The sequence below is a fragment of the Mesorhizobium sp. LCM 4577 genome, assembly GCF_001854795.2.
GTDB lineage: Bacteria > Pseudomonadota > Alphaproteobacteria > Rhizobiales > Rhizobiaceae > Mesorhizobium > Mesorhizobium plurifarium.
In genome coordinates, this window is record NZ_MDDU01000046.1 from 34,859 (window position 1) to 57,668 (window position 22,810).

Genomic DNA, 22,810 nt, shown 5'->3' on the forward strand with positions numbered 1-22,810 from the left:
TTGGAGTCTCCAAGGCGGGCCATTATCTTCGCCTCGGACTAAAGTCGGTTTGCCGGGATTCGGGGAGTAGCCCTGCCTGCCGATCACACAGAGCCGCATGCTCTTGCTTATTTTGCCGCATTCCGTGCGAGCGCCAGACCATCACCTGGCTGCAAGATACCCAAGGCCGATGGAGCGGACGCAGGCATTTTGGGCGTATGGGGTTACTCTTGCACGACTATCAGACGACAGTGAAATCGCGCGCGACGCTGGCTGGCATCGGCGTCCATAGCGGCAAGACCGTCACCGTTCACTTCCTGCCGGCCGACGCCGATACGGGCATCGTCTTCCATCTTTCGAATGGCGGCCAGACCCGCGAGCTCCGCGCCTTGGTCGCGGAAGTCGGCGCCACCGATCTTTGCACCATGCTTGGCGATCCGGCCGGCGAGCATATCGGCACGGTCGAGCATCTGATGGCGACGGTTTTCGGCCTCGGCATCGACAACCTCATCATCGAGATCGACGGTTCGGAAGTCCCCATTCTCGACGGCAGCGCCATGGCTTTCATCGAAGCCTTCGACCAGGCCGGCATCGAGACACTGGCGGTGAAGCGTCGCTATATCCGCGTCGTCAAGCCGGTGCGCGTGGAAGCGGGCGCGTCTTGGGCGGAATTCCGCCCCTATGACGGCACGCGATTCGAGATCGAGATCGATTTCGAAAGCCCGGCGATCGGCCGCCAGCAATTCGCCTCGGACATCAATCCCGATATCTTCCGCCGCGACATCGCGCGGGCGAGGACCTTCGGCTTCATGAAGGATGTCGAACGGCTTTGGGCCGCCGGCTACGCGCTCGGCTCGTCGCTCGAAAACTCGCTGGTCATCGGCGACGACAACCGCGTCATCAATGTCGGCGGGCTGCGCTATCCCAATGAATTCGCGCGCCACAAGACGCTCGACGCGATGGGCGACCTGGCGCTGGCCGGCGCGCGCTTCATCGGCTGCTTCCGTTCCTATCGCGGCGGCCACCGGATGAACGCGTCTGCCTTGCGCCGGTTGCTTTCCGACCACACGGCTTTCGAGATCGTCGAGACGAGACGCCGCGAGCGCGGCCGCTTCGCCGAGATGATCGCCGTCAGCCGGCCGGTCTACGCACCTTGGGTGATCTGATTTTTAACCGTTTTCTGGCTTTGTAGAGCGGACTTGTGTTGCATGATTGCATCACGAGTCGCTGAAATTGCACAACCACGGGCGTAGCGCCAGGCCGCCACAAAAATGTGCGATTGGCCGGACATAGCGTTGCCGGGCAAGGGGATAATGGTTTAAGGCTTCGGCCCGGACCGAAACGACGCCGAAGGGGCGGAATCCAAACATGTTTTTTTCGCGAGTTGGTCAATCGGTAGCGCCGCGTCGTGGTGTTTTGCTGGCGCTGTCGGTGGTTGCTCCCGCGCTCGTGCTGTCGGCCTGTATGTCCTCCGAGAAGGATGTCAACCTGGCGACCTATGTCGACCAGACCGAACCGGCCGACGTTCTCTACAACCAGGGTCTGGCCAACATGAATGCCGGCCGCCTCGATGAGGCCAGCAAGAAGTTCGACGCCGTCGACCGCCAGCATCCCTATTCGGAATTCGCGCGCAAATCGATGGTGATGGGCGCTTTCGCCGACTATCGCGCCGGCAATTACGATGAGGCGATCGGCACCGCGAAGCGCTACCTGACGCTTTATCCGTCGACCGACGACGCGGCTTACGCGCAATACATCATCGGCTTGTGCTACTACCGGCAGATCAAGGACGTCACCCAGGACCAGAAGGAGGCGCGCCAGACCATCCAGACCATGCAGGATCTGGTGACGCGCTGGCCGAACTCCGAATATGTCGCCGACGCCAAGGACAAGATCCGCTTCGCCAACGACCAGCTTGCCGGCAAGGAGATGCAGATCGGCCGCTATTATCTCGAGCGCCGCGAATACATCGCCGCCGTGAAGCGCTTCCGCACCGTGGTCGAAACCTATTCCAACACCCGCCATGTCGAGGAGGCGCTCGCACGCCTGACCGAGTCCTATTATGCGATGGGCTTGACCTCGGAAGCGCAGACAGCGGCGGCGGTGCTCGGCACCAACTATCCGGACAGCCCGTGGTACAAGGATTCCTACAAGCTCCTGCAGAGCAATGGGCTTGAGCCGCGCGAAAATGCCGGATCGTGGATATCCAAGGCCGGGAAGATGATCACCGGCGCCTGAAGCTTGCGATGCTGTCCAGACTGTCGATCCGCGATATCGTCCTGATCGAGAAGCTGGACATCGACTTCCTGCCTGGGCTTTCGGTGCTGACCGGCGAAACCGGCGCCGGCAAATCCATCCTGCTCGATGCCTTGTCGCTGGCGCTCGGCGCGCGCGGCGATGCATCGCTCGTGCGCCACGGCGCCGCGCAAGGCCAGGTCATTGCCGTGTTCGACGTGCCGCGCAACCATCCGGCGCGCGCGCTGCTCGTCCAAAACGACATCGAAGAYGATGGCGATATCATCCTGCGCCGCGTGCAGACGGCCGACGGCCGCACCCGCGTCTTCGTCAATGACCAGCCCTCCAGCGTCACCCTGATGCGCGATGTCGGCCGCGCGCTGGTCGAGATCCACGGCCAGCATGACGAACGCGCTCTGGTCGATCCCGGCGCGCATCGCGAATTGCTGGACAGTTTCGGCGGCCATCTGGGCGCCGTGCGCGGCACGGGCGAAGCCTGGCGCTACTGGCGAAACTGCGAGCAGGAGCTTTCACGCCACCGCGCCAAGGTCGAGGCTGCGGCGCGCGAGGCCGATTATCTGCGCGCTTCCGTCGCCGAGCTTGCGAAGCTCGATCCGCAGCCGGGCGAGGAGACGGAGCTTGCGGAACTACGCGCGCAGATGATGCGCGTGGAAAAGATCGCCGCCGAGATCCATGATGCGCAGGATGTGCTGTCGGGACCGTCCTCGCCCTTGCCGCAGCTTGCCAGCCTGTTGCGGCGGCTGCAGCGCAAGTCGGGCGAAGCGCCGGGCCTGCTCGACGACGTGGTGAAATCGCTGGACGAGGCGATGATCTCGCTCGATGCGGCGCAGTCCGGCGTGGAAGCCGCGCTCCGCGCCACCGAATATGATCCGCAGCGCCTGGAGAAGGCGGAAGAGCGCCTGTTTGCTTTGCGCGCCGCTTCGCGCAAGCACAATGTCGCGGTCGACGACCTGGCGCAGCTGCGCGACACGATGGTGGCCGATCTTGCTGATCTCGATGCCGGCGAGGAGCGGCTGCATGCGCTGGAGAAGCAGGCGGCAGCCGGGCGCGAGGCCTATGATATTTCCGCAGCACAGCTCTCATCGCTGCGCCACGCGGCCGCTGCGGGCCTGACCAAGGCCGTCATGGCGGAGCTGCCGGCGCTGAAGCTCGAACGGGCCGAGTTCATCGTCGAGATGGGAAGCGATGCCGAAAGCCGCATGGAAGAAGGCATCGACCAGGTCGAATTCTGGGTGCGGACCAATCCGGGCACCAGGCCGGGGCCGATGATGAAGGTCGCCTCGGGCGGCGAGCTCTCGCGCTTCCTGCTGGCTTTGAAGGTGGCGCTCGCTGATCGCGGCTCGGCGCCGACCCTGGTCTTCGACGAGATCGACACCGGTGTCGGCGGCGCGGTGGCCGACGCCATCGGTCAGCGACTGGCGCGACTTTCGAAGCGCGTGCAGGTGCTTTCGGTCACGCATGCGCCGCAGGTTGCGGCACGCGCCGCGACGCATTTCCTGATCTCGAAATCCGGCGGCAAGGACCGTGTCGCCACCGGCATCGCCGAAATGGACCGCGCCGCACGCCAGGAAGAGATCGCGCGCATGCTGGCCGGCGCCGTCATCACCGATGAAGCGCGCGCGGCGGCGGAGCGGCTGCTGCGCGAGAATACGGCGGCAGCTTAAGATTTCTGGAGGCTGGCAGGTAGAGTCAGCAGATGGCTGCATCCCGCTGTTCAGCAATGATTTCTTCGCAATCCGACTCCCTCGCAGCGAATCCTGATTTATAGTGGCCCGCCATAATTCGAGGACCGCGTTTCATGTCGGAAAAACCAGTCGAATCGCTGAGCGAAGGCGAGGCCGCGGAGGAGCTGAAGCGGCTCGCGGCGGAGATCGCCGAGCACGACCGGCGCTACCACACCGAGGACGCGCCGACGATTTCGGACGCCGAATATGACGCGCTGGCGCGGCGCAATCTCGCGATCGAGGCTCGCTTCCCCGATCTCGTACGCGAGGATTCGCCGTCGCGCCGGGTCGGCGCGCCGCCGTCGGAAGGCTTTGCCAAGGTTCGCCACGCGGTGCCGATGCTGAGCCTTGCCAAGGCCTATACCGACCAGGATGTCGCCGATTTCATCGAGCGCGGCCGGCGCTTCTTCGACCGCGACAAGGACCTCGACATCGCCTTCACCGCCGAGCCGAAGATCGACGGGCTTTCCGCCTCGCTGCGCTACGAAAACGGCGTCTTCGTGCAGGGCGCAACGCGCGGCGACGGCGCGGTCGGCGAGGACATCACCGCCAATCTGAAGACCATTGCCGACATCCCGAAGAAGCTGCAGGGCTCGGGCTGGCCGGAGACGATCGAAATCCGTGGCGAGGTCTACATGACCTATGCCGAATTCGAGGCGCTGAAGCAGCGCTCGGCGGCGGTCGGCGGCCAGGATTACGTCAATCCGCGCAACACGGCGGCCGGCTCGCTGCGCCAGAAGGACCCCTCCGTCACCGCCAGCCGCAATCTCAAATTCTTCGCCTATGCCTGGGGCTACACCACCGCCGATCCGGCTCCGACCCAGTACGATTCCGTGCAGAAGTTCAGGGAATGGGGCTTCAAGGTCAGTCCGCTGATGGTGAGGGCGAAGTCGATCGACGAGCTCATCGCGCACTACCACCGGATCGAGGAGCAGCGTTCCTCGCTCGGCTACGACATAGACGGCGTCGTCTACAAGGTCGACCAGCTCGAGCTGCAGCGCCGCTGGGGTTTCGTCACCGGCGAGCCGCGCTGGGCCGTCGCCCACAAATTCCCGGCCGAGCAGGCGATGACGACGGTTGAGAGGATCGACATCCAGGTCGGCCGCACCGGCACGCTGGCGCCGGTGGCGCGGCTGGCGCCAGTGACCGTCGGCGGCGTGGTGGTCGAGAACGTCACGCTTCACAACGAGGACTATATCAAGGGCTTCGACAGCAGCGGCCAGCCGATCCGCGACGGCATCGACGTGCGCATCGGCGACACGGTGGTGATCCAGCGGGCAGGGGACGTCATCCCGCAGATCGTCAGCGTCGTCATCGACAAGCGGCCCGCCAATGCCGTGCCTTACGAATTCCCGCATACCTGTCCGGTCTGCGGCTCGCCGGCGACGCGCGAGATCAACGAGAAGACCGGCAAGGAGGATTCGCGTCGACGCTGCACCGGCGAGCTGATCTGCGCCGCGCAGGCCGTGGAAAGGCTGCGCCATTTCGTGTCGCGCGGCGCGCTCGATATCGAAGGCCTGGGCGCGGAAAACATCGACCTGTTCTTCAATTCGGGGCTGGTGAAGACCGCCGCCGATATCTTCACGCTGAAAGATCGCCGCCCGGCGGTCACCAGGGCGCTCGCCGAGCGGCGCGAGGAACAGGCGAAGCTGCGCGAGGAAGCCTCGGGCAAGACGCGCAAGAACGTGCGGAGCGTCGAGGAGCGCAACTATGAAGGCCTCGACAAGCTCTTCGCCGCCATCGACGCGCGGCGCGAGCCGGAGCTCGACCGCTTCATCTTCGCGCTCGGCATCCGCCATATCGGCGAGACGACGGCGGCCGTGCTTGCCCGCCAGTTCTCGACCATCGAGGAACTGATCCGCGTCGGCAAGGAAACGGCAAAGGCGGAAGATCCGCATACCGTCTTCCCATCGATCAACGGCATCGGCGACACGGTGATCAATGCGCTGCGCGACTTCTTCGGCAATGAGCGCAATGACGACGTGCTGGATGCCTTGCTCGCGCAAGTCCACCCGAAACCTTACGTTATGGAACTCTCGGCCGGCAGCGAAGTTTCCGGCAAGACGGTGGTGTTCACCGGCACGCTGGAGAAGATGACGCGCTCGGAAGCCAAGGCGATGGCGGAGCGGCTCGGCGCCAAGGTGGCGGGCTCGGTTTCTGCCAAGACAGACCTGGTGGTGGCGGGTCCCGGCGCCGGCTCGAAGCTGAAAGTTGCAAGCGATCTCGGCATCGAGGTGATCGACGAGGACACCTGGCTGCAACGCATCGGCAGGGGCGGCTGATGGCGGGCGGGTTCAAGGGGTTCGGGCAGAAGGCCATTCCGTTCCTGAAGGCGCTCGATTTCCACCAGAGCCGGGAATGGTTCCAGGAAAATCGCGACCTTTACGACAGCGAGCTGCATGGGCCGTTCTGCGATCTGGTCGAGACGCTCAGCGAACGCTTCGAGGCGGCCAAGCTCGGCCTGCGCGGCGACCGCAAGAGGTCGCTGTTCCGCATCAATCGCGACGTGCGCTTCTCGAAGGATAAGCGGCCCTACAACCGGCACCTCTCGGCGATCCTGTCGCCCGACGGTACTAAGATGGAGCAGGGCGTCTTCTATGTGCATATCGGGCTCGAGCGCTGCTTCGCGGGCGTTGCCTGGTGGCAGCCGGCGCCGGAATTGCTGCAGGCCATGCGCAAGGCGATCGTGACCAGGCCGGCCGCGTTCCGCGCCATGGTGAAGTCGCTCAGGAAAGCCGGCCTGGAGCTCGATGCGGAAGGCCGGCTGAAGCGGGCGCCGCGCGGTTTCGAGGATGTCGGTGACGAGGATCTCGCTCAGGCGATACGGAGCCGGCATTTCGTGGTCCGGCACGATATCGATCCGGCGACCATCCACTCGCCGGTGCTGGTCGACGATCTCGTCGGTTTCACGCTTGACGCCAAGCCGCTGCTCGACTGGGGCAGGGCGATCCAGGGGACAGCCGTGGCGGCCTAAAGCGCGTCGCGATCTTTCAGATTCGCTCCATGCGCTTTAGATTTTTGATTTTACGCATGTCTTTATCCCGAAACCGGCTTCCACCTTCGGGAGACATGCGTCTACGCCGCCGTTCCGGCGGTCGCCAGGAGCTCACATCCGCATCAACAGGCCGCCGTCGACGGGGAGCTCGATGCCGGTGATGTAGCTCGCGGCATCGGAGAGCAGGAAGAGCGCCGCATTGGCCATGTCCTGCGGCGTGCCGATGCGGCCGAGCGGCGCGTAGCTCGCCACGGCGGCGCGTTTCTCCTCGGTGTCCCAGCGCGCCTGCAGCGGCGTCAGCGCCATGCCGGGGCAGATCGCGTTCGAGCGGACGCGCTCGGCGGCGAGCTGCATGGCGAGCGACTTGGACAGCGCGCAGACGCCCGCCTTCGACGCCTGATAGGCGTCCTGCGGGTTGGGGTCGCCGCGATACCACTGGATGGTCGAGAAATGCACCATGGCGCCGCCGCGCCCGCCGGCGCGCATATGGGGGACGACCGCGCGCGCCGTGTGCACAAAGGATTTCAGGTTGATGTTGAAGACGTCGTCCCAGACGCCGAGATCCATGTCGAGCGCCGACTTGTCGCGGCCGAACCACAGCACGCCGGCGACATTGGCGAGATAGTCGATGCCGCCGCGCTCGCGGCCGGCGGTGCCGATGACCTGTTCGACGAAGGCTGCGTCGGTGAGGTCGCCCTGGGCGAAGGTCAGGCGGTCGTCGTATCCGGCAAGCGAGGCCGGACGCGCCTTCACGTCGATGGCGGTGACGGAGGCGCCGGCATCGAGCAGCGCAAGCGCGATGGCCTCGCCCATGCCGCCGCCAGCGCCGGCCACCACCGCATGCCTGCCGGTGAAATCAAAGACAACCATCCGTCACCCCTCTTGATGTTGGCGCCAAGGCGCGATTTTTGTCGGCGCCAAGGCGCGATGGCGGGACAATAGGGGCGGACAAAAAATCCATCAAGCCGTATTCGAAAAAATTTGCCAAAATGGAAAATCGCGATATCGTGCCGCGATTGACAGCTTCCTTTTGGGTGGATTCCAAGACCATGAACCTGCATTCCGGCGCGCGGACCTTCTCGGTGACCTCTCCCGTCGACGGCTCGATCTATGCCACGCGCAGCTACGCGGACGGCGCGGCGATCGAGGCGGCTGTCGCCCGAGCCCGCGCGGCGCTGCCGGCCTGGCGGCGCACGCCGCTGCCCGAACGGCTGGCGATCCTTTTGCGCTTCGGCGAGGAGATGAAGGCGCGCGCCGCCCCGCTTGCCGAGGCGGTGGCATGGCAGATCGGCAGGCCCTTGTGGCAGGCCGACGAAACGCCGCGGCTGGCGCTGATCGGCGAGCTGCTTGCAGGTGCGGCGCCGGACACCCTGGCCGACATGCCCTTTCCGTCGGATGAAAACATCCGCCGCTATGCCAAGCCGGTGGCCGGCGGCCTGCATTTGTCGATCTGCGCCTGGAATTACCCGACCGCCATGCTCGGTTATCTGGTCACGTCGCCACTAGCCGCGGGCAATGTGGTGATCTTCAAGCATTCGCCGCAGACGCCGCTGATCGCCGAGCTTGCCGAGGAGGCGTTTCGCGCCGCCGGCGGGCCGGAAGGGGTCTTCCAGAGCCTGCATCTCGACCATCCGGATGCCGAGCGGCTGATCGCCTCCGGCGCCTTCAACGCCGTCAATTTCATCGGCTCGGTCAATGGCGGCCGGCGCGTGCATGCGGCCGCGGCCGGCACCTTCACCCAGGTGCATTTGGAGCTCGGCGGCAAGGATCCGACCTATGTGCGCTCCGACGCCGACCTCGAAGCGGCGGTTCCGCTGATCGCCGAGGGCACCTATTCCAATGCCGGCCAGTCCTGCTGCTCGGTCGAGCGCATCTATGTCGATCGCTCGATCCATGACCGCTTCGTCGAGGCACTCGTTGCGGAGACCGCGAAATGGACAATCGGGCATCCGATCGGCGAAAAGCCGATGGTGGGCCCGGTGGTGCGCGCGGTCGCGGCCGACGCCATCCGCGGCCTCACCGAAAGCGCGGTGCGGGCAGGGGCCAGGCGCCTGATGCCGCAGGATGGCGCGCTCAAGGCGGCAAGCCTCGGGACCGCCTATGTCGCGCCCGAGGTTCTGACCGGCGTCGACCACAACATGCAGATCATGCGCGACGAGCTGTTCGGGCCGGTGGCTTGCGTCCAGGCGGTCGGCGGCGACGACGAGGCGATCAGGCTGATGAACGACAGCGATTACGGCCTCAGCGCCTCCATCTGGACGCGCGATGTCGAGCGCGGCGTGGCCTTGCTCGACGAGGTCGAGGCCGGCACGGTCTATCTCAACCGCTGCGACCATGCCGACCTCTATCTGCCCTGGGGCGGCATCAAGAATTCCGGCCTCGGCCGCACCAACGGACGCGCCGGCCTGATCGAGGCGACGGCGGCGAAGGCGTACCATGTCCGCTCCGTCATCGCCTGACCGCCAAAGGCATCCGGTCGTGCTGGACCTTGAAAAACTGGGCGATGCGGCCGTAGCGGCGCTTGCCGCGGCCGGGGTGGAACGGCTGCTGCCGGATGCGGCCAGCCCTTATCTTCTGATCGCCGAGCATGCCGGCAACATCGTGCCGGCGCCGTGGCGCGATCTTGGCTTGGCGGAGCCTTATCTCGGCACGCATTTCGCGATCGACATCGGCGTCGATGCGCTGACGCGGCGGCTGTCGCGGACGTTGCGTGCGCCAGCGGTGATCGCGCGCTATTCGCGGCTGTTCCTCGACTATAACCGTCCCGCCGATGAGTGGGATTTCATGCGGCCCGACCTCGGCGGCATCCCGGTGCCGGGCAATCTGGCCGTGGACGCGGCGGACGCGAGGCTGCGCAAGCTTGTCGCCTGGGCGCCGGTCGAACGGGCAATCATCGAAGCCGCCGCCGGCAGGCGCGCGCTGATCTCTGTGCATTCCTTCACGCCGGTGATGGGCGGGGTGAAGCGCAATGTCGATATCGGCGTGCTGTGGCGGGAACAGTCGCCTTATGTCAATTCTGTGCTGAAAACACTGAGGACCCAGGGCGCGGAAGCAGGCTTCAGGATCGGCGACAACGAACCTTACGACTGGCGCCAGGCCGTCGGCTACACGCTGAACCGGCACGGGCTGCAGCAGGGCAGGCCCTGCCTCTACCTCGAGGTGCGCAACGACCTGCTTGCCGATCCGGAAACTTTCGAACGCATCAGTCGCCTTCTCGAAAATGCTTTTGCCACCGTCGCGATGTCCCTATGGCCGCAATCAGCCGTAGCCGTCTAAAGGCTGGACGCTCAAATAGCGGAACGCTAGAGCGTTTCACCGTTTCACGGAAACGGCGAACCGCTCTATCTCTTTGTTTTTACGCAATTCCGGACGGAAAACCGCTCACAGTTTTCCTGGAATTGCTCTAGAGCTTGTCAAATTGGAAACACGGCAGCCAAGGGCGTGGACAATGCAAGGCAATGTGGGCAGCAAGATCCGCGACGCTCGCAAGCAGCAGAACATCACCTTGCGTGACCTCAGCGAGCGCTCCGGCCTTTCCGTTTCGCAGCTCTCGAAGCTGGAGAACGGCAAGGCCAGGCTGACCGTCGACATCGCGCTGATGATCGCCGGCGTGCTGCATGTGCCGGTGGCCTCCTTCCTGTTCAGCCCGAAGCCCGGACCGCAGGCGCGCCGCTCGATCACGCGCGCCGGCAGCGGCATCCTGCATGAAGGCAACGCCATGGAATTCGAGGTCTTGTGCAGCGATTTCCGCGACAAGACCAACATTTTCTGGCGCGTCACGCTGCGCGCCAGGAACTTCGAGGAAAACGGCGGCTGGCGCAGCCATTCGGGTGAGGAGTTCATCCATGTGCTGAGCGGCAGCCTGCAGCTCCACACGCTCCACTACGACCCGACCGTGCTGCAGCCCGGCGACAGCATCCTGTTCGACGGCGAAATGCAGCACGCCTATGTCGCGCTCGGTGACGAGCCCGTCATCATGCTGATGTCGAACACGGTGCCGCGCGACGGACTGCCGCCGGGAGCAGGCGTCTGACCGACGGGCCAAGGCCTTTCCGTTCAAGAATTTTTCTAAAATGGAAAAAAATACTTGTTCTGGAAAAGTCGGGGGACTAGCATCCTTTTGACCGGCCGACAGGAGAACAGCCAGCGGCCGGGAATGGGAGAGATGACCGATGCTGTCGGTTGAGGCAGTCAGCAAGACATTCGGCGGCGTGCAGGCGTTGCGCAACGCCTCGCTGACCTGCGAGGCCGGCGAGATCCTCGGCCTCATCGGTCCGAACGGCGCAGGCAAGTCGACGCTCGTCAACGCCATTTCGGGCGTGCTCAAGCCAGACAGCGGCAGCGTGCGCCTGGCGGGCGAGGAGATCACCGGCCGCGGCCCCGAACATTGCGCCCGGGCAGGGGTCGGCCGCACCTTCCAGACCATCAGGCTGTTCAAGGATTTGACCGTACGCCAGAACGTCGAGGTGGCACATATCACCTGCCGTGCCGTGCGCCCCGACGCCGCCAAGCGCATCGGCGTCGATCAGCTGCTGCAGCAATATGAGCTGGCAGGCTTCGCCGACAGCCCGGCCGGAACGCTGCCCTATGGCAGCCAGCGCCGGCTCGAGATCGCCCGTGCGCTGGCGCTGGGGCCGTCCCTCCTGTTGCTTGACGAGCCGGCCGCCGGCCTCAACGAGGCCGAGTCGGAGACGCTGGCCATCGCCATCGAAGGCATCCGCCGCGACGTCGGCTGCGCGACAATCGTCATCGATCACGACCTGCGCTTCATCAACCGGCTCTGCGACCGGCTTTGCGTGATGGACCAGGGCCAGGTGATCGCCTCGGGCGAGACGGAAGAAGTGTGGCGCGATCCGCGCGTCATCGAAGTCTATGTCGGGCAGTCGGAGACAGCCTGAGGGCCGGGAAGAACAACCGCAATGAGAGGAAGGAGGGGTAGAATGGAAAAGATTTTGCTGGGAGCCGCGGTCTTGACCGCGGGGCTGCTGCAGGCAGGGCATGCGGGCGCGGCCGACCTGAAGATCGGGCTTGCGGTCGCCATGACCGGCGCCTACGCGCCCTACAGCGAGGCCGAGGGCGCGCGCTGCATGGCCGATAGACTGAACAAGGCGGCAGGCGCGAACGATCCCAAGGTCGAGCTGATGATCGAGGACAACCGCTCCGACCCGCAACTTTCGGTCTCGCTCGGCCAGAAATTCCTCGATGCCGGCGCGCAGATCATCACCGGCGTGCCGTTCCCCGATGCGCTGATCCCGATGGCGCAGACCGCGCAGTCTTACGGCGCCACCGTGTTCTCGGCGCCGAACACGCAGCTCGAGATGCAGCAGGCCGGCCTCGACAATTTCATCGCCGGCGCGGTGCCCGATCCGATCAATGCCGCGGCCACCGCCAACGCGCTTTACGGCAAGGGCGCGCGGACCGTGGCGCTGATAGTGTCGCCCGATGCGGGTTCCTATTCGGAGAAGCTGCCGGAGTGGTTCGGCGAGGTGTTCGAGCATCTCGGCGGCAAGGTGGTCGGCAAGTTCAACTATTCCTACGGCACCACCGACTGGTCGCCGCAGATCGCCTCGATCAAGGCGTTGCCGCAGAAGCCGGACGCCATCCATATCTGCGCCGTGCTGCCTGATGTCGGCATCCTGATCCGGCAGCTGCGCGCCAATGGCTACGACGGCTGGGTGGCCGGCTGCGACGCCTTCGACGACAAGTCGCTGGAAGGCACCGTCGGCGATCCGAAGTCGCTGGAAAAGGTGATGTTCGCGACCCACGGCGCGACCGGCGTCGACGGGCCGATCGACAAGTTCCTCGCCCAGTGCAAGGCCGACGGCTATAAGATCAACGGCATCTTCGACGCTCTCGGCGCCGACATGGTGCAGATCAGCTACGAAGCGGCGAAGAAGGCCGGCACCGTCGATCCCGCCGCCTTGCGCGAGGCGATCCGGGCGCCGGGCGGCTATCCGGGCACGACGGCGCCGACGATCTCGTTCGCCGAGAAGAAGGGCTATCCGGTCAAGGCCGTGCCGGTGATGGGCTTTGCCGACGGCAAGCGGGTGCTGATCACCGACACGCCGCCGACCTTCGTTCCGGCGCTGAACTGAAGCGGAGCGGGGAGACGTGCTGAAGGTCGAGAAGCTTGTCGTGCGCTATGGCGCCGTCATGGCGGTGCGCGAATTGTCCCTCGAGGTCGGGCAGGGCGAGCTTGTCGCCCTGCTCGGGCCCAACGGCGCCGGCAAGAGCTCGACCATCAACGCACTGACCGGGCTGGTCACGCCGGCTTCGGGGCGCATCGTGCTCGACGGCAAGGATATCTCGCATGTCCGCACCGAGGACCGCATCCGCGCCGGACTGACCTCGACGCCGGAAGGCCGGCACATCTTCTCCAACCTGAGCGTCGGCGAGAATCTGCGGCTGGGGGCCGCGACAAGGCGCGACCCGGCCGGCGTGCGCCAGGATATCGAGCGGTTCCTGTCGCTGTTCCCGGTGCTGTCCGAACGCTACGGCCAGGCGGCCGGCACGCTTTCGGGCGGCGAGCAGCAGATGCTGGCAATCGCCCGTTCGCTGATGTCGCGGCCGAAGCTGTTGCTGCTCGACGAGCCGTCGCTCGGGCTGGCGCCCAAGATCGTGGCGCGCATCTTCGATTTCATCGGCGAGCTCAAGGCGCAAGGGCTGACGCTGCTGGTGGTCGAGCAGAACGCCAAGCAGGCGCTGCGCTTCGCCGACCGCGTCTATGTCGTGAGCTCGGGCACGCTGCGCTATGACGGACCGCCGGCCAGGCTCGCCGACGAGCACGGCCTGTTCAACCTTTATATCGGCGGGTAGGCGACGATGGATTACGCCTTGCAGCAACTCCTCAATGCGCTCGCCTTCGGCGCCGAATATTCGCTGGTGGCGCTTGGACTTGCCGTCGTGTTCTCGATCATGGGGCTGGTGAATTTCGCGCATGGCGAGATCATCGGCGTCTCGGCGTACAGCGTGTTCCTGGCAGCGGCGCTCGGGCTGACCTCGCCCTTCGTCGCGGTGCTGCTTGCCGTCGGCATGGCCGCACTTGCGGCGGTCGTGTTCGAGCGCGTCGCTTTCAGGCCGGTGCGTTACGCGCCGACCACGACCGGGTTGCTCACCGCCTTCGGCGTGTCGATCGTGGTGCAGAACCTTTTCATGCTTCTGATCTCGCCCAAGCCGCAGTCGGTCTCGGTCCTCAACGGCCTGAACCAGATGTGGTTCTTCGGCCCCTTCGCCGTCTCCTCGCTGCAGGTGATGGAACTGATCGTCTCCGGCCTGACCATCCTTGCGCTGGTGCTCTTCCTCAGCCGCTCGACTCTCGGGCTCGCCATTCGTGCCGCCTCGCGCGACTTCGCCACAGTGCGGCTGATGGGGATCAAGGCAAACCGCGTGATCGCCACGGCCTTCGCGATTTCTGGCGCGCTGGCGGGCATCGCCGCCGYCTTCATCCTGGCGCGGCGCGGCAGCGTCTCACCCGATCTCGGCTTCGGCCTTGTGCTGAAGGCCTTCGTCGCCTGCGTCATCGGCGGCTTCGGCTCGCTGCCGGGCGCTGCTGTCGGCGGCATGCTGCTCGGCTTCATCGAAGTCGGCCTGCTTGTCGCGCTGCCGCAGGAATATGCGGGCTTCCGGGACGCGCTCACCTACGCCATCATCGTCGCGCTGCTTGTCTACCGGCCGGAGGGTCTGCTCGGCCAGCGCATCGAACTCGGCGACAAAGAGATTTAGGGCGGGGGATCCGACGTGGCAGGCTCCGAACTCTCGCAAGCGGTCGACCAGATGGCGGCTCCGACCGGCGCAACGCGATCCAACAATGCGCCGGTCCGCTCGCTGATCGGCGGGCTGGTGACGGCGCTGCCGGTGTTGGTGATCGGGCTCCTGGTGCTGAATTTCGCGCCGACCTACTACACCTTCCTGGCGCTCGGCGCCTTCGTGAACCTGATCGTGGTGGTCGGGCTGCAGGTGTTCATGGGCAATTCCAACATCGCCAATCTCGGCCACAGCGCCTTCGTCGGGCTCGGCGCCTATGGCGTCGCCATCCTGTCGACGCCGCTTGCCATGAAGAAGCTGTCGATCCCCAACGCGCCGTTCGGCTTTGCGACGCTGGAGCTCGATCCGGTTTCGTCGGCGCTCATCGCGCTCCTGGTCGTCGGCATCGTGGCGCTGGTCAGCGGCAAGGTGATCAGCCGGCTGTCGGGAGTTGCGGCGACCATCGTCAGCCTGGCGCTGCTGATCATCGTCCACTCGGTGTTCCTCAACTGGACCGATCTGTTCAAGGGCAACCAGGCCTTTTTCGGCATCCCGAAAGTTGTCGGCCTGCCGTGGATGCTGGTCTTCGCAGTGCTGGCGATCGTGGCGGCGCGGCTCTTCAAGGACAGCCGCTGGGGCCTGCAGTTGCGAGCCAGCGCGCAGAGCCCGCAGGCTGCCGCGGCACTCGGCATCGATGCGAAAAAACTGCGGCTGATGTCATGGGTGCTGTCGGCGCTGATCTGCGGACTCGCCGGGGTGCTCTACGCCTATTTCGCCGGCACGATCAGCCCCAAGCTCTTCTATTTCCAGATGATCTTCAACACGCTGGCGATGCTGATCCTCGGCGGCATGGCGACGGTGACGGGAGCGGTGACCGGCGTCATCGTGCTTTCGATCGGACTGGAATTCATCCGCAGCATCGAGTCCGGCGTGACCGTCGCGGGCATCCAAATGCCGCAGCTGCTCGGCCTGTCGGGCGTGGCGCTCGGCGTGGTCATCGTGCTTTGCATGGCGTTCCGGCCAAGCGGCATCAGCGGCCGGCATGAGCTCGACGAGCTCTTCTCGCTTCTGTTGCGGCGCAACGCCAAATAGCTCAGTCATTTCCTGGTGGAGGGTTGAACGTGGAATTTGAGGACAGGGTGGCGGCGTATGCGCCGAAGCTCGAAGCGCTGCAGGCCGAGCTCGCCAAGCGCGGCGTCGAGTTCGTCGAGGTGCATACGGTCGACACGTCGGGCGTCGTGCGCTCCAAGATCGCGCCGCTGAAGCTCTCCACATCCGGCGAGTCGATCAACGCCATCCTCTATTGCGTCACGCATGGCGATGGCCAGCCGATGGGCGACGTCGCCTTCGCTTCACCGAGCGCCAATGAGGAGAACGGCTTTCCCAACATCAAGGGCATCATCGATCCGGAGACGGTGGTGCAGCATGGCTGGAAGCCCAAATTCGCTTCCGCCATCACGCGCTCCTACATGCTTGACGGCGCGCCTTGCGCCTACGATCCGCGCAACGTCCTCGCCCGTGTCGAGGAGCGCGCGCGGGCGCTCGGCTACGAGCCGAAATTCGCCCTCGAATACGAGTTCGGCATTTTCCACGCCGACCACGACCTGATGCGCGCGGGCCGCTATCGCGAGCTGAAGCCGTGGGGCCATTCGCTGATCAACTACGACTTGGTGCGCAGCGGCGAATACCAGGATTTCGCCGCCGAGTTCATCACGCGCATGAAGAGCATCGACATCGGCGTCGCCTCGCTCGTCACCGAATATGGCTATGGCATGTATGAATACGCGCTGACACCGAAGAGCGCGCTCGCCGCGGCGGATGCCGCCATGCGCGCCAAGCTGCATCTGCGCGAGCTGTGCGCCGAGCGTGGGCTGGTCGCCACCTTCATGACGCGCTTCCAGCCGCCGGGCAAGGAAAGCGCCTGCGGCGCGCATCACCATGTCAGCCTGTGGCAGGACGGCAAGCCGGCCTTCGCCGCCGGCCCGAACCGGCTGACGCCGGTCGCCGAGAAATTCCTTGCCGGCGTGCTCAACCGCATGCAGGAGACGCATATCTTCTTCCGGCCGACGGTCAATTCCTACCGCCGCTTCGATCGCGGCGCGTGGTCGCCAGAAGACGTCGCCTGGGGTTTTGAGAACCGCACCGCGCCGATCCGCGCCATCACCACGCCGAACGATGCCGCCTGCCGGTTCGAGCACCGGGCGCCCGGCGCCGACGTCAATCCTTATCTCTCGATCGCCGCGATCCTGGCGGCCGGCTGCGAAGGCATCGAGAAGAACCTGCCGCTCGAGGCGCCGGTGACGAGCAACCTCGCCAATCTCGACAAGCCGAAGCTGCCGCGCACGCTGAACGCTTCCATCGAGGCTTTCGCGGCATCCGATTTCTGCGCCGAGGCTTTCGGCGAAGCCTTCCGCGACAATTACGCCGAGAGCCGCCGCGCCGAGCAGGCCGCCTTCGATGCCTGGCAGGCCTCGCACATCACCGACTTCGAATGGCAGCGCTATTTCGTCAGCTGAGCCAGCAAACCATAGGCGCGTCACAACCCGGCGATCAGTTCCGCTGATCGCTGGGTCAAGCGAATTGGTGTGACAAGCGGGGCGACGCTCCCTACATGAGGCCGCCTAAAGAGCGTCGCGCTGAACGAATCCAGGCGATGCGCTTTAAATGATGCATGTCGTTGTCCCAGAACCGCTGCGCACTTCTGGGCGACGTGCACTAGGAGCGGCTTGATGACGGCGGAAGCAATCTCTGAGAGCAGGGCCGGCGGCGATTTCTGGGACGGCGTGCGATTGTCCACGCCGGTCGTCGTCGCATCTGCGCCGTTCGCGATCCTGTTCGGCGCGATCGCCGTCGACAACGGTTTCTCCGTCCTCGAAGCCTTCCTGATGAGCGCCATGATCTATGGCGGCGCCAGCCAGATGGTCGGTATCGAGCTGTTCGGCCAGCACGTCGCGCCATGGCTGATCGTGCTGTCGATCTTCGCGGTGAATTTCCGACACGTGCTCTATTCGGCCGGCATCGGTCGGCGCATCGCGCATTGGCCGCTGCTGCAGCAGGCCGCCGGCTATTTCATCCTGACCGACCCGCAATTCGCCATCGCCGAGGCGAGGGCGGAGTCGGGCCGTCCCGTCGGCTTCGTCTGGTATCTGGGGCTCGGCCTGCCGGTCTACGTGTTCTGGGTGATCGAAAGCGGATTGGGCGCGGTCTTCGGCAAGATGATCCCGGACACGCATGCGCTGGGCATCGATTTCCTTTTGCCGATCTATTTCCTCGGCCTGGTGCTCGGCTTCCGCAAGCGGCCGCTCTGGGCCCCCGTCGTCGCCGCCAGCGCCGTCGCCTCGATCATCGCCTATCGGACCGTCGGCTCACCCTGGCATGTCTCGATCGGCGCGCTTGCCGGCGTTCTCCTGGCGGTGATCCTGCCGCCGCACCATAGCGGCGTGGGCAAGCGGCCATGAGCACGACCTTCTGGATCATTCTCGCCGGCGCCGTCGCCACCTATCTGACCCGGGTCGGCGGCCATCTCGTCATCTCGCGCTTCGAGACCATCCACCCGCGCGTCGAGGCGGGGCTGAACGCCGTGCCGGCCGCGGTGCTCACAACACTTGTCGCGCCGGAACTGCTCAATGCCGGACCGGCGGAATGGGCAGCGCTGATCGTCACCGTGCTGGTGTCGCTGCGCGGTGGGTTGATGTCGATGTTTTTGGCCGGCGCGGCGGTTTTGGTCCTGGCGCGGCAGTTTGTGGGGTAGGTTTTCCATCCTCAATGCTTGGCGCTGCCCCTCATTGCTCCGCRGCAGCTGCGGAGGGTGGACCGGGCATTTCTCCCTGTGAATGGTCCTTGCTGGGGAGATGCCTGGCAAGGCAAGGGGGCGCTGTCCCGCCAGCCTATCCCTCGTCATTCTAGGGTCTGCGCGCGTCGCTTCGCTCCTTGCTCCGCCCTAGAATGACGAAGAACACGTTGCCGCTTCACGCGAGAATCCTAACCTCAAATCTTCGCGTCGTGCGGTAGCGGCGCGGTGGCTTTCTCCAGCCAGGCCAGCGTCTCGCCGTCGACCATCGGGCCGATCTCGGCCAGCACCCAGGCGTGATAGCGGTCGAGCCATTGCAGCTCGTCCCGGTGCAGCAGGTCGGTGCGGATGAGCCGCTTGTCGATCGGCGCCAGCGTCAGGGTCTCGAAGCCGTGCATGGCGATGTCGCCGCCTTCGATCTGCTCGGCCGGCGTCACCAGGATAAGGTTCTCGATGCGGATGCCGTAGGCGCCTTCCTTGTAATAGCCCGGCTCGTTGGACAGCATCATGCCGGCGAGCAGTTTTTCGGTGCCGGTGCGGGCGATGCGCTGCGGCCCTTCATGCACGGCGAGATAGGAGCCTACGCCGTGGCCGGTGCCGTGGGCGAAGTCGCAGCCATGCTTCCACAGCGCCATGCGCGCGACGGCGTCGATCTCCGAGCCGCGCGTGCCGGCGGGGAAACGCAGCGTCGAGATGCCGATCATGCCCTTCAGCACCAGGGTGAAGCGCTCGCGCATCTCCTGCGTCGGCTCACCGATCGGCACGGTGCGGGTGATGTCGGTGGTGCCGTCCTGATACTGGCCGCCGGAATCGAGCAGGAACAGCTCGCCGCTCTCGAGCTTGCGGCTGGTGGCGCGCGAGACGCGGTAATGCATGATCGCGCCATTCGGGCCAGCGCCCGAAATCGTGTCGAAGGAGACGTCGCGCAGCGGCATCTGCGTTTCCTCGCCGGTCTGGCGCCGCACCTCCTCCAGCTTGGTGACGACCGCTATTTCGTCGAGCGTGCCCGGCTTCTGTCGGTCGAGCCAGCACAGCAGCTTGGCGACCGCGGCGCCGTCGCGGCGATGCGCGGCGCGGCTGCCGGCGATCTCGGCCTGGTTCTTGGTCGCGCGGGGAATACGCGCCGGGTCGGCCGCTAAGACGACCTTGCCGCCATTGTCCTCGACCAGCATGCGGAGCTTCTCCGCCGCCAGCACCGGGTCGAGCGCGATCTTGCCGCCGTTCTTGGCGAGATCGGCGATGGCGGTTTCGAACTCGCTTGGGTCATGCGGATCGGCAAGCTGGGTAAGATAGGCCGCGACCTGCCGCGAGAACTTGCGCTGGTCCATGAACAGCTGATGCTTGCCGTCGGCGGCGAGGATGGAGAAGCCCAGCGCCAGCGGCGTGTGCGGCACGTCGCCGCCACGGATGTTGAAGGCCCAGGCGATCGAGGAGGGATCGGTCAGCACCGCATGGGTGGCGCCATCCTTTTCGATCGCCCTCGCCAGCCGCGCCAGCTTGTCCTTCGCCAGCTCGCCGGCAAGGTTTTGCGGATGGATCTCGACCGGCGCGCGCGGCGGTTCCGGTTGGTCCTTCCAGATGATGTCGATAGGATTCCTGTCGAGCGGCACCAATGTCGCGCCGGACTGCTCGGCCGAGGCCTTCAGCGCCTTGATCTCGCCGATCGTGTGCAGCCACGGGTCGAAGCCGAGCCTTGCGCCCTTGCCGAGATTGTCCTTGATCCAATTGGCCGGCGGATTGTCGATGAGGCTTTCGACGGTGAAGATCGAAAGGTCGACCTCATTGCGCACCTGCAGCGTGTAGCGGCCGTCGACGAAGATGAAAGCACGATCGCGCAGCACGATCGCGACGCCGGCCGAACCGGAGAAGCCGGTCAGCCATTTCAGCCGCGCCGAGCGATCGGCGACATATTCGCCCTGATGCTCGTCCGCGCGGGGGACAAGGAAGCCATCCAGGCCATTCTCGGCCAGCCATTGCCGCAGCAGCGCCACGCGCGGCTTACCGACGGCCGGATCGCCTGCGGAATCAAAGGTCTGGAACATTTTGGGCTCCCTCGAGTGGCTTGCGGCGACCGTAGCGCATGATCGTGAAAACCGGAATCGATTTCGGCAGGGCCAGACCTGCTGGATGCAAGCCGATCTCAGCGCTTGAGGTGGATGGTCACCCAGCCCTCGCGATGCAAGGTGCGAACGTGGCGGAAGGCTTGGCCGACATAGGCCGAGATCACCGCATCGCGCTGCCGGTCGAGGATGCCGGAGAGCACCAGCGAGCCGCCGAGCCTGACGTGTTTGGCCATTTCGGGCGCGAGCCGCATCAGCGGCCGGGCGAGAATGTTGGCGACGACGAGGTCGAAAGGCGCGCGCCTGGCGAAGATCGGATGATGGAAGCCCGGCGCCGTCACCGTCTCGACCAGCGCCTTGACGTGGTTGAGGCGGGCATTGGCGGCGGCGACRCGGACGGCGACCGGATCGATGTCGGTCGCCAGCACGGGGATATGCGCGAGCTTGGCGAGCGCAATCGCAAGCACCGCGCTGCCGGTGCCAAGGTCGAGCGCGTTGCGCGGCCGCTCGCGCAGCACCACCTGCTCCAGCATTTCGAGGCAGCCGGCCGTGGTGCCGTGATGGCCGGTGCCGAAGGCAAGGCCCGCCTCGATCTCGATGGCGAGGTCGCCAGCGTGGCGTTTGGCGCGGTCGTGCGAACCATGGACGAGGAAGCGGCCGGCGCGCACCGGCTTCAAGCCTTCCAGCGAGCGCGACACCCAGTCCACATCTGGAAGAACCTCGCGCTCGACGGGTTTTTCCAGGCCCAGACCGGCGAGGATGTCCCTAACCCGCGCCTCGACGGGATCGACGTCGCCATCGGCATAGAGCGACACTTCGTGGACGTCGTTGTCCTCGTCGAGTTCCAGCACGGCGATCGGCAGGCCGTCATCCTCGAAGGCTGCCTCGAGCGCCGCGAAGATGCGGTCGGCTTCAATCTTGTTGGCGGTGAGGTGGAGCCTGGTCTGCGACATCAGGTTTGGCCACCCGCAGCCAGCCRCTTCAGCTTGGCGATCGCGGTGTCGGCGCTTTCACCATAGGCGATGGTGCCGGCGAAGTCGCCCCTGGCATTGAGCAGCAACACCGAAGCCGTATGGTCCATCGTGTAGTCGCCATCGCCGGTGTCGACCTTCTTCCAATAGATGCCGAAGGCCTTGGCCATGGCATGCACCTTGTCCGGATCCCCGGTGATGCCGGTGATGCGGTCGGAAAAGTTGCTGACATAGGTGTTCATCGTCTCCGGCGTGTCGCGCTCCGGATCGACGGTGACGAAATAGGCGTTGAGGTTCTTGCCGCTGTCGCCCATCGTCTTCAGCCAGCCGGCCAGCTCGAACAGGGTCGTCGGGCAGACTTCCGGGCAATGGGTGAAGCCGAAGAAGACGACGCTCGGGTGGCCCCTGAAGGCGGCTTCGGTGATCGGCGCGCCTTTCTGGTCGACCAGGGTGAAGGGCGCGCCGAAGGGCTCGCCGCCATAGTGGCCGCGGTACCAGTCGAATGTCAGCCAGCCGATACCCGCCGCCATCAGGACGAGAATGCCGATCAGGATTGAACGCATCATCAGTGAATGTCCGTCGCCATTGCTTTGGCTAAAGCCAGTTTGGCGACAGTCTTAACGGGTCGGCGCAGGGCGCGCAAAGATGTCGCGTTGCCGCAAGCGGCCGTGCAGTCCGATTGCGGCTTGCAAACGCCACGATCCTGTCCCACCTGACATCGGCAAACGTGAACCGAGGAGGCTTCCTTGCGAAAACTGATCGGCTTGTTCGCCGCCTGTCTTGCCCTGAGCGCCGGCGCGGCCATGGCTGACGAAGTGGGTAAAGTGGGTGTCGACTGGGTCGGCAACGACATCATGGTCGATGCGATCAAGGACCCGAAGGTCGACGGCGTCACCTGTCATGTCGCCTATTTCGACCGCAGCATCATCGACCGGCTGCATAAGGGCAACTGGTTCGAGGATCCTTCCGATTCCTCGATTTCCTGCCGCCAGACGGGGCCGATCAGCATCGGCGACATCGACATGAGCGAGGGCGGCGAGGAGGTGTTCAAGCAGGGCCTCAGCCTGATCTGGAAGAAGCAGGTGGTGAACCGCATCTACGACAAGAAGAACGAGACGCTGGTCTATCTGTCGCATTCGCGCCAGGTGCAGAACGGCTCGGCGAAGATGTCGATCACGACCGTGCCGCTCTACGGCCAGAACGTGGTGTGGACCAAGGGCAAGCCGCAATAGCTTCCCGACAGGGCAGGCAGCGACAAGCCGCGCTTGCGGGGCCGTCCCCGCCGGCGTAAA

At 65.2% G+C, this 22,810-nt stretch carries 20 protein-coding genes and 1 pseudogene; 17 read left to right on the forward strand and 4 right to left on the reverse strand.

The features are described from left to right. Window positions 1–197: 197 nt before the first annotated feature. The 5 genes from lpxC to LCM4577_RS27330 all read left to right on the forward strand — a co-directional run bounded on the left by lpxC (window position 198) and on the right by LCM4577_RS27330 (window position 6,933). Entirely contained in the window at window positions 198–1,145 is a 948-nt protein-coding gene (lpxC, locus tag LCM4577_RS27310) for a UDP-3-O-acyl-N-acetylglucosamine deacetylase (protein WP_071074220.1), read from the forward strand. Window positions 1,146–1,347: 202 nt separating this feature from the next. Then, window positions 1,348–2,217 (forward strand): outer membrane protein assembly factor BamD, encoded by an 870-nt coding sequence (locus LCM4577_RS27315; protein ID WP_040982259.1) that lies wholly within the window; start codon window positions 1,348–1,350, stop codon window positions 2,215–2,217. Between the two features lie 8 nt (window positions 2,218–2,225). After that, window positions 2,226–3,899, forward strand: coding sequence for a DNA repair protein RecN (gene recN / locus LCM4577_RS27320; RefSeq protein ID WP_041011985.1), 1,674 nt, complete (start codon window positions 2,226–2,228; stop codon window positions 3,897–3,899). A gap of 134 nt (window positions 3,900–4,033) precedes the next feature. Further along, the gene (gene ligA / locus LCM4577_RS27325; RefSeq protein ID WP_071074221.1) at window positions 4,034–6,241 is read left to right on the forward strand and encodes an NAD-dependent DNA ligase LigA; all 2,208 of its coding nucleotides are present in this window, start codon (window positions 4,034–4,036) and stop codon (window positions 6,239–6,241) included. After that, window positions 6,241–6,933: a DUF2461 domain-containing protein gene (locus LCM4577_RS27330; protein ID WP_071031700.1), complete on the forward strand. Its 693-nt coding sequence runs from the start codon at window positions 6,241–6,243 to the stop codon at window positions 6,931–6,933. Before ligA ends, LCM4577_RS27330 begins: the two co-directional genes overlap by 1 nt. 132 nt (window positions 6,934–7,065) lie before the next feature. Here LCM4577_RS27330 and LCM4577_RS27335 read toward each other — a convergent pair whose 3' ends face one another. Next, window positions 7,066–7,824 (reverse strand): SDR family NAD(P)-dependent oxidoreductase, encoded by a 759-nt coding sequence (locus LCM4577_RS27335; RefSeq protein WP_071074222.1) that lies wholly within the window; start codon window positions 7,822–7,824, stop codon window positions 7,066–7,068. Between the two features lie 179 nt (window positions 7,825–8,003). Here LCM4577_RS27335 and LCM4577_RS27340 point away from each other — a divergent pair, with 179 nt between their 5' ends. The 11 genes and pseudogenes from LCM4577_RS27340 (at window position 8,004) to LCM4577_RS27390 (ending at window position 18,448) form a co-directional block, all read left to right on the forward strand. Continuing rightward, window positions 8,004–9,413, forward strand: a complete 1,410-nt coding sequence (locus tag LCM4577_RS27340) for an aldehyde dehydrogenase family protein (RefSeq protein ID WP_071031747.1) — start codon at window positions 8,004–8,006, stop codon at window positions 9,411–9,413. Continuing rightward, window positions 9,391–10,230, forward strand: a complete 840-nt coding sequence (locus tag LCM4577_RS27345) for an N-formylglutamate amidohydrolase (protein WP_071074223.1) — start codon at window positions 9,391–9,393, stop codon at window positions 10,228–10,230. The genes LCM4577_RS27340 and LCM4577_RS27345 overlap by 23 nt, the downstream gene beginning before the upstream one ends. Window positions 10,231–10,402: 172 nt before the next feature. Continuing rightward, window positions 10,403–10,987, forward strand: coding sequence for a helix-turn-helix domain-containing protein (locus LCM4577_RS27350; RefSeq protein ID WP_040982255.1), 585 nt, complete (start codon window positions 10,403–10,405; stop codon window positions 10,985–10,987). A 199-nt stretch (window positions 10,988–11,186) separates the two neighbouring features. Next, window positions 11,187–11,852, forward strand: a pseudogene (locus LCM4577_RS27355) (ABC transporter ATP-binding protein); the annotation flags it as partial. Between the two features lie 42 nt (window positions 11,853–11,894). Further along, on the forward strand, window positions 11,895–13,049 hold the full coding sequence (locus tag LCM4577_RS27360; RefSeq protein ID WP_071031696.1) for an ABC transporter substrate-binding protein: 1,155 nt from the start codon (window positions 11,895–11,897) through the stop codon (window positions 13,047–13,049). Between the two features lie 16 nt (window positions 13,050–13,065). Beyond that, window positions 13,066–13,770, forward strand: a complete 705-nt coding sequence (locus tag LCM4577_RS27365) for an ABC transporter ATP-binding protein (protein WP_041007815.1) — start codon at window positions 13,066–13,068, stop codon at window positions 13,768–13,770. Window positions 13,771–13,776: 6 nt separating this feature from the next. Beyond that, a complete protein-coding gene (locus LCM4577_RS27370) occupies window positions 13,777–14,676 on the forward strand; it encodes a branched-chain amino acid ABC transporter permease (RefSeq protein WP_071074225.1) in 900 nt (299 codons plus the stop codon). Window positions 14,677–14,691: 15 nt separating this feature from the next. Then, complete coding sequence (locus tag LCM4577_RS27375) at window positions 14,692–15,789, forward strand: branched-chain amino acid ABC transporter permease (protein WP_244508447.1); 1,098 nt, start codon at window positions 14,692–14,694, stop codon at window positions 15,787–15,789. Window positions 15,790–15,818: 29 nt separating this feature from the next. Beyond that, window positions 15,819–17,213: a glutamine synthetase family protein gene (locus LCM4577_RS27380; RefSeq protein WP_071031745.1), complete on the forward strand. Its 1,395-nt coding sequence runs from the start codon at window positions 15,819–15,821 to the stop codon at window positions 17,211–17,213. A gap of 213 nt (window positions 17,214–17,426) precedes the next feature. Further along, entirely contained in the window at window positions 17,427–18,155 is a 729-nt protein-coding gene (locus LCM4577_RS27385; RefSeq protein ID WP_071031695.1) for an AzlC family ABC transporter permease, read from the forward strand. Further along, window positions 18,152–18,448 (forward strand): AzlD family protein, encoded by a 297-nt coding sequence (locus LCM4577_RS27390; RefSeq protein ID WP_071031694.1) that lies wholly within the window; start codon window positions 18,152–18,154, stop codon window positions 18,446–18,448. The genes LCM4577_RS27385 and LCM4577_RS27390 overlap by 4 nt, the downstream gene beginning before the upstream one ends. A 236-nt stretch (window positions 18,449–18,684) precedes the next feature. Here the strand turns inward: LCM4577_RS27390 and LCM4577_RS27395 are convergent, their stop codons facing one another. From LCM4577_RS27395 to LCM4577_RS27405, 3 genes are all read right to left on the reverse strand, one after another. Next, complete coding sequence (locus LCM4577_RS27395; protein ID WP_071031693.1) at window positions 18,685–20,529, reverse strand: aminopeptidase P family protein; 1,845 nt, start codon at window positions 20,527–20,529, stop codon at window positions 18,685–18,687. A gap of 98 nt (window positions 20,530–20,627) precedes the next feature. Next, window positions 20,628–21,500 (reverse strand): 50S ribosomal protein L11 methyltransferase, encoded by an 873-nt coding sequence (locus LCM4577_RS27400; RefSeq protein WP_071074226.1) that lies wholly within the window; start codon window positions 21,498–21,500, stop codon window positions 20,628–20,630. Continuing rightward, the gene (locus LCM4577_RS27405) at window positions 21,500–22,084 is read right to left on the reverse strand and encodes an SCO family protein (RefSeq protein ID WP_071074227.1); all 585 of its coding nucleotides are present in this window, start codon (window positions 22,082–22,084) and stop codon (window positions 21,500–21,502) included. Before LCM4577_RS27405 ends, LCM4577_RS27400 begins: the two co-directional genes overlap by 1 nt. A gap of 237 nt (window positions 22,085–22,321) precedes the next feature. Here LCM4577_RS27405 and LCM4577_RS27410 point away from each other — a divergent pair, with 237 nt between their 5' ends. Further along, window positions 22,322–22,750: a CreA family protein gene (locus LCM4577_RS27410; protein WP_083354877.1), complete on the forward strand. Its 429-nt coding sequence runs from the start codon at window positions 22,322–22,324 to the stop codon at window positions 22,748–22,750. Window positions 22,751–22,810: the final 60 nt, after the last annotated feature.

Coding starts and splice junctions, on each gene's coding strand:
- LCM4577_RS27345 (WP_071074223.1), top strand. CDS start 9,391: ATGTCCGCTCCGTCATCGCCTGACCGCCAAAGGCATCCGGTCGTGCTG.
- LCM4577_RS27360 (WP_071031696.1), top strand. CDS start 11,895: ATGGAAAAGATTTTGCTGGGAGCCGCGGTCTTGACCGCGGGGCTGCTG.
- lpxC (WP_071074220.1), top strand. CDS start 198: ATGGGGTTACTCTTGCACGACTATCAGACGACAGTGAAATCGCGCGCG.
- ligA (WP_071074221.1), top strand. CDS start 4,034: ATGTCGGAAAAACCAGTCGAATCGCTGAGCGAAGGCGAGGCCGCGGAG.
- LCM4577_RS27410 (WP_083354877.1), top strand. CDS start 22,322: ATGGCTGACGAAGTGGGTAAAGTGGGTGTCGACTGGGTCGGCAACGAC.
- LCM4577_RS27340 (WP_071031747.1), top strand. CDS start 8,004: ATGAACCTGCATTCCGGCGCGCGGACCTTCTCGGTGACCTCTCCCGTC.
- LCM4577_RS27350 (WP_040982255.1), top strand. CDS start 10,403: ATGCAAGGCAATGTGGGCAGCAAGATCCGCGACGCTCGCAAGCAGCAG.
- LCM4577_RS27315 (WP_040982259.1), top strand. CDS start 1,348: ATGTTTTTTTCGCGAGTTGGTCAATCGGTAGCGCCGCGTCGTGGTGTT.
- LCM4577_RS27330 (WP_071031700.1), top strand. CDS start 6,241: ATGGCGGGCGGGTTCAAGGGGTTCGGGCAGAAGGCCATTCCGTTCCTG.
- LCM4577_RS27385 (WP_071031695.1), top strand. CDS start 17,427: ATGACGGCGGAAGCAATCTCTGAGAGCAGGGCCGGCGGCGATTTCTGG.
- LCM4577_RS27335 (WP_071074222.1), bottom strand. CDS start 7,824: ATGGTTGTCTTTGATTTCACCGGCAGGCATGCGGTGGTGGCCGGCGCT.
- LCM4577_RS27395 (WP_071031693.1), bottom strand. CDS start 20,529: ATGTTCCAGACCTTTGATTCCGCAGGCGATCCGGCCGTCGGTAAGCCG.
- LCM4577_RS27390 (WP_071031694.1), top strand. CDS start 18,152: ATGAGCACGACCTTCTGGATCATTCTCGCCGGCGCCGTCGCCACCTAT.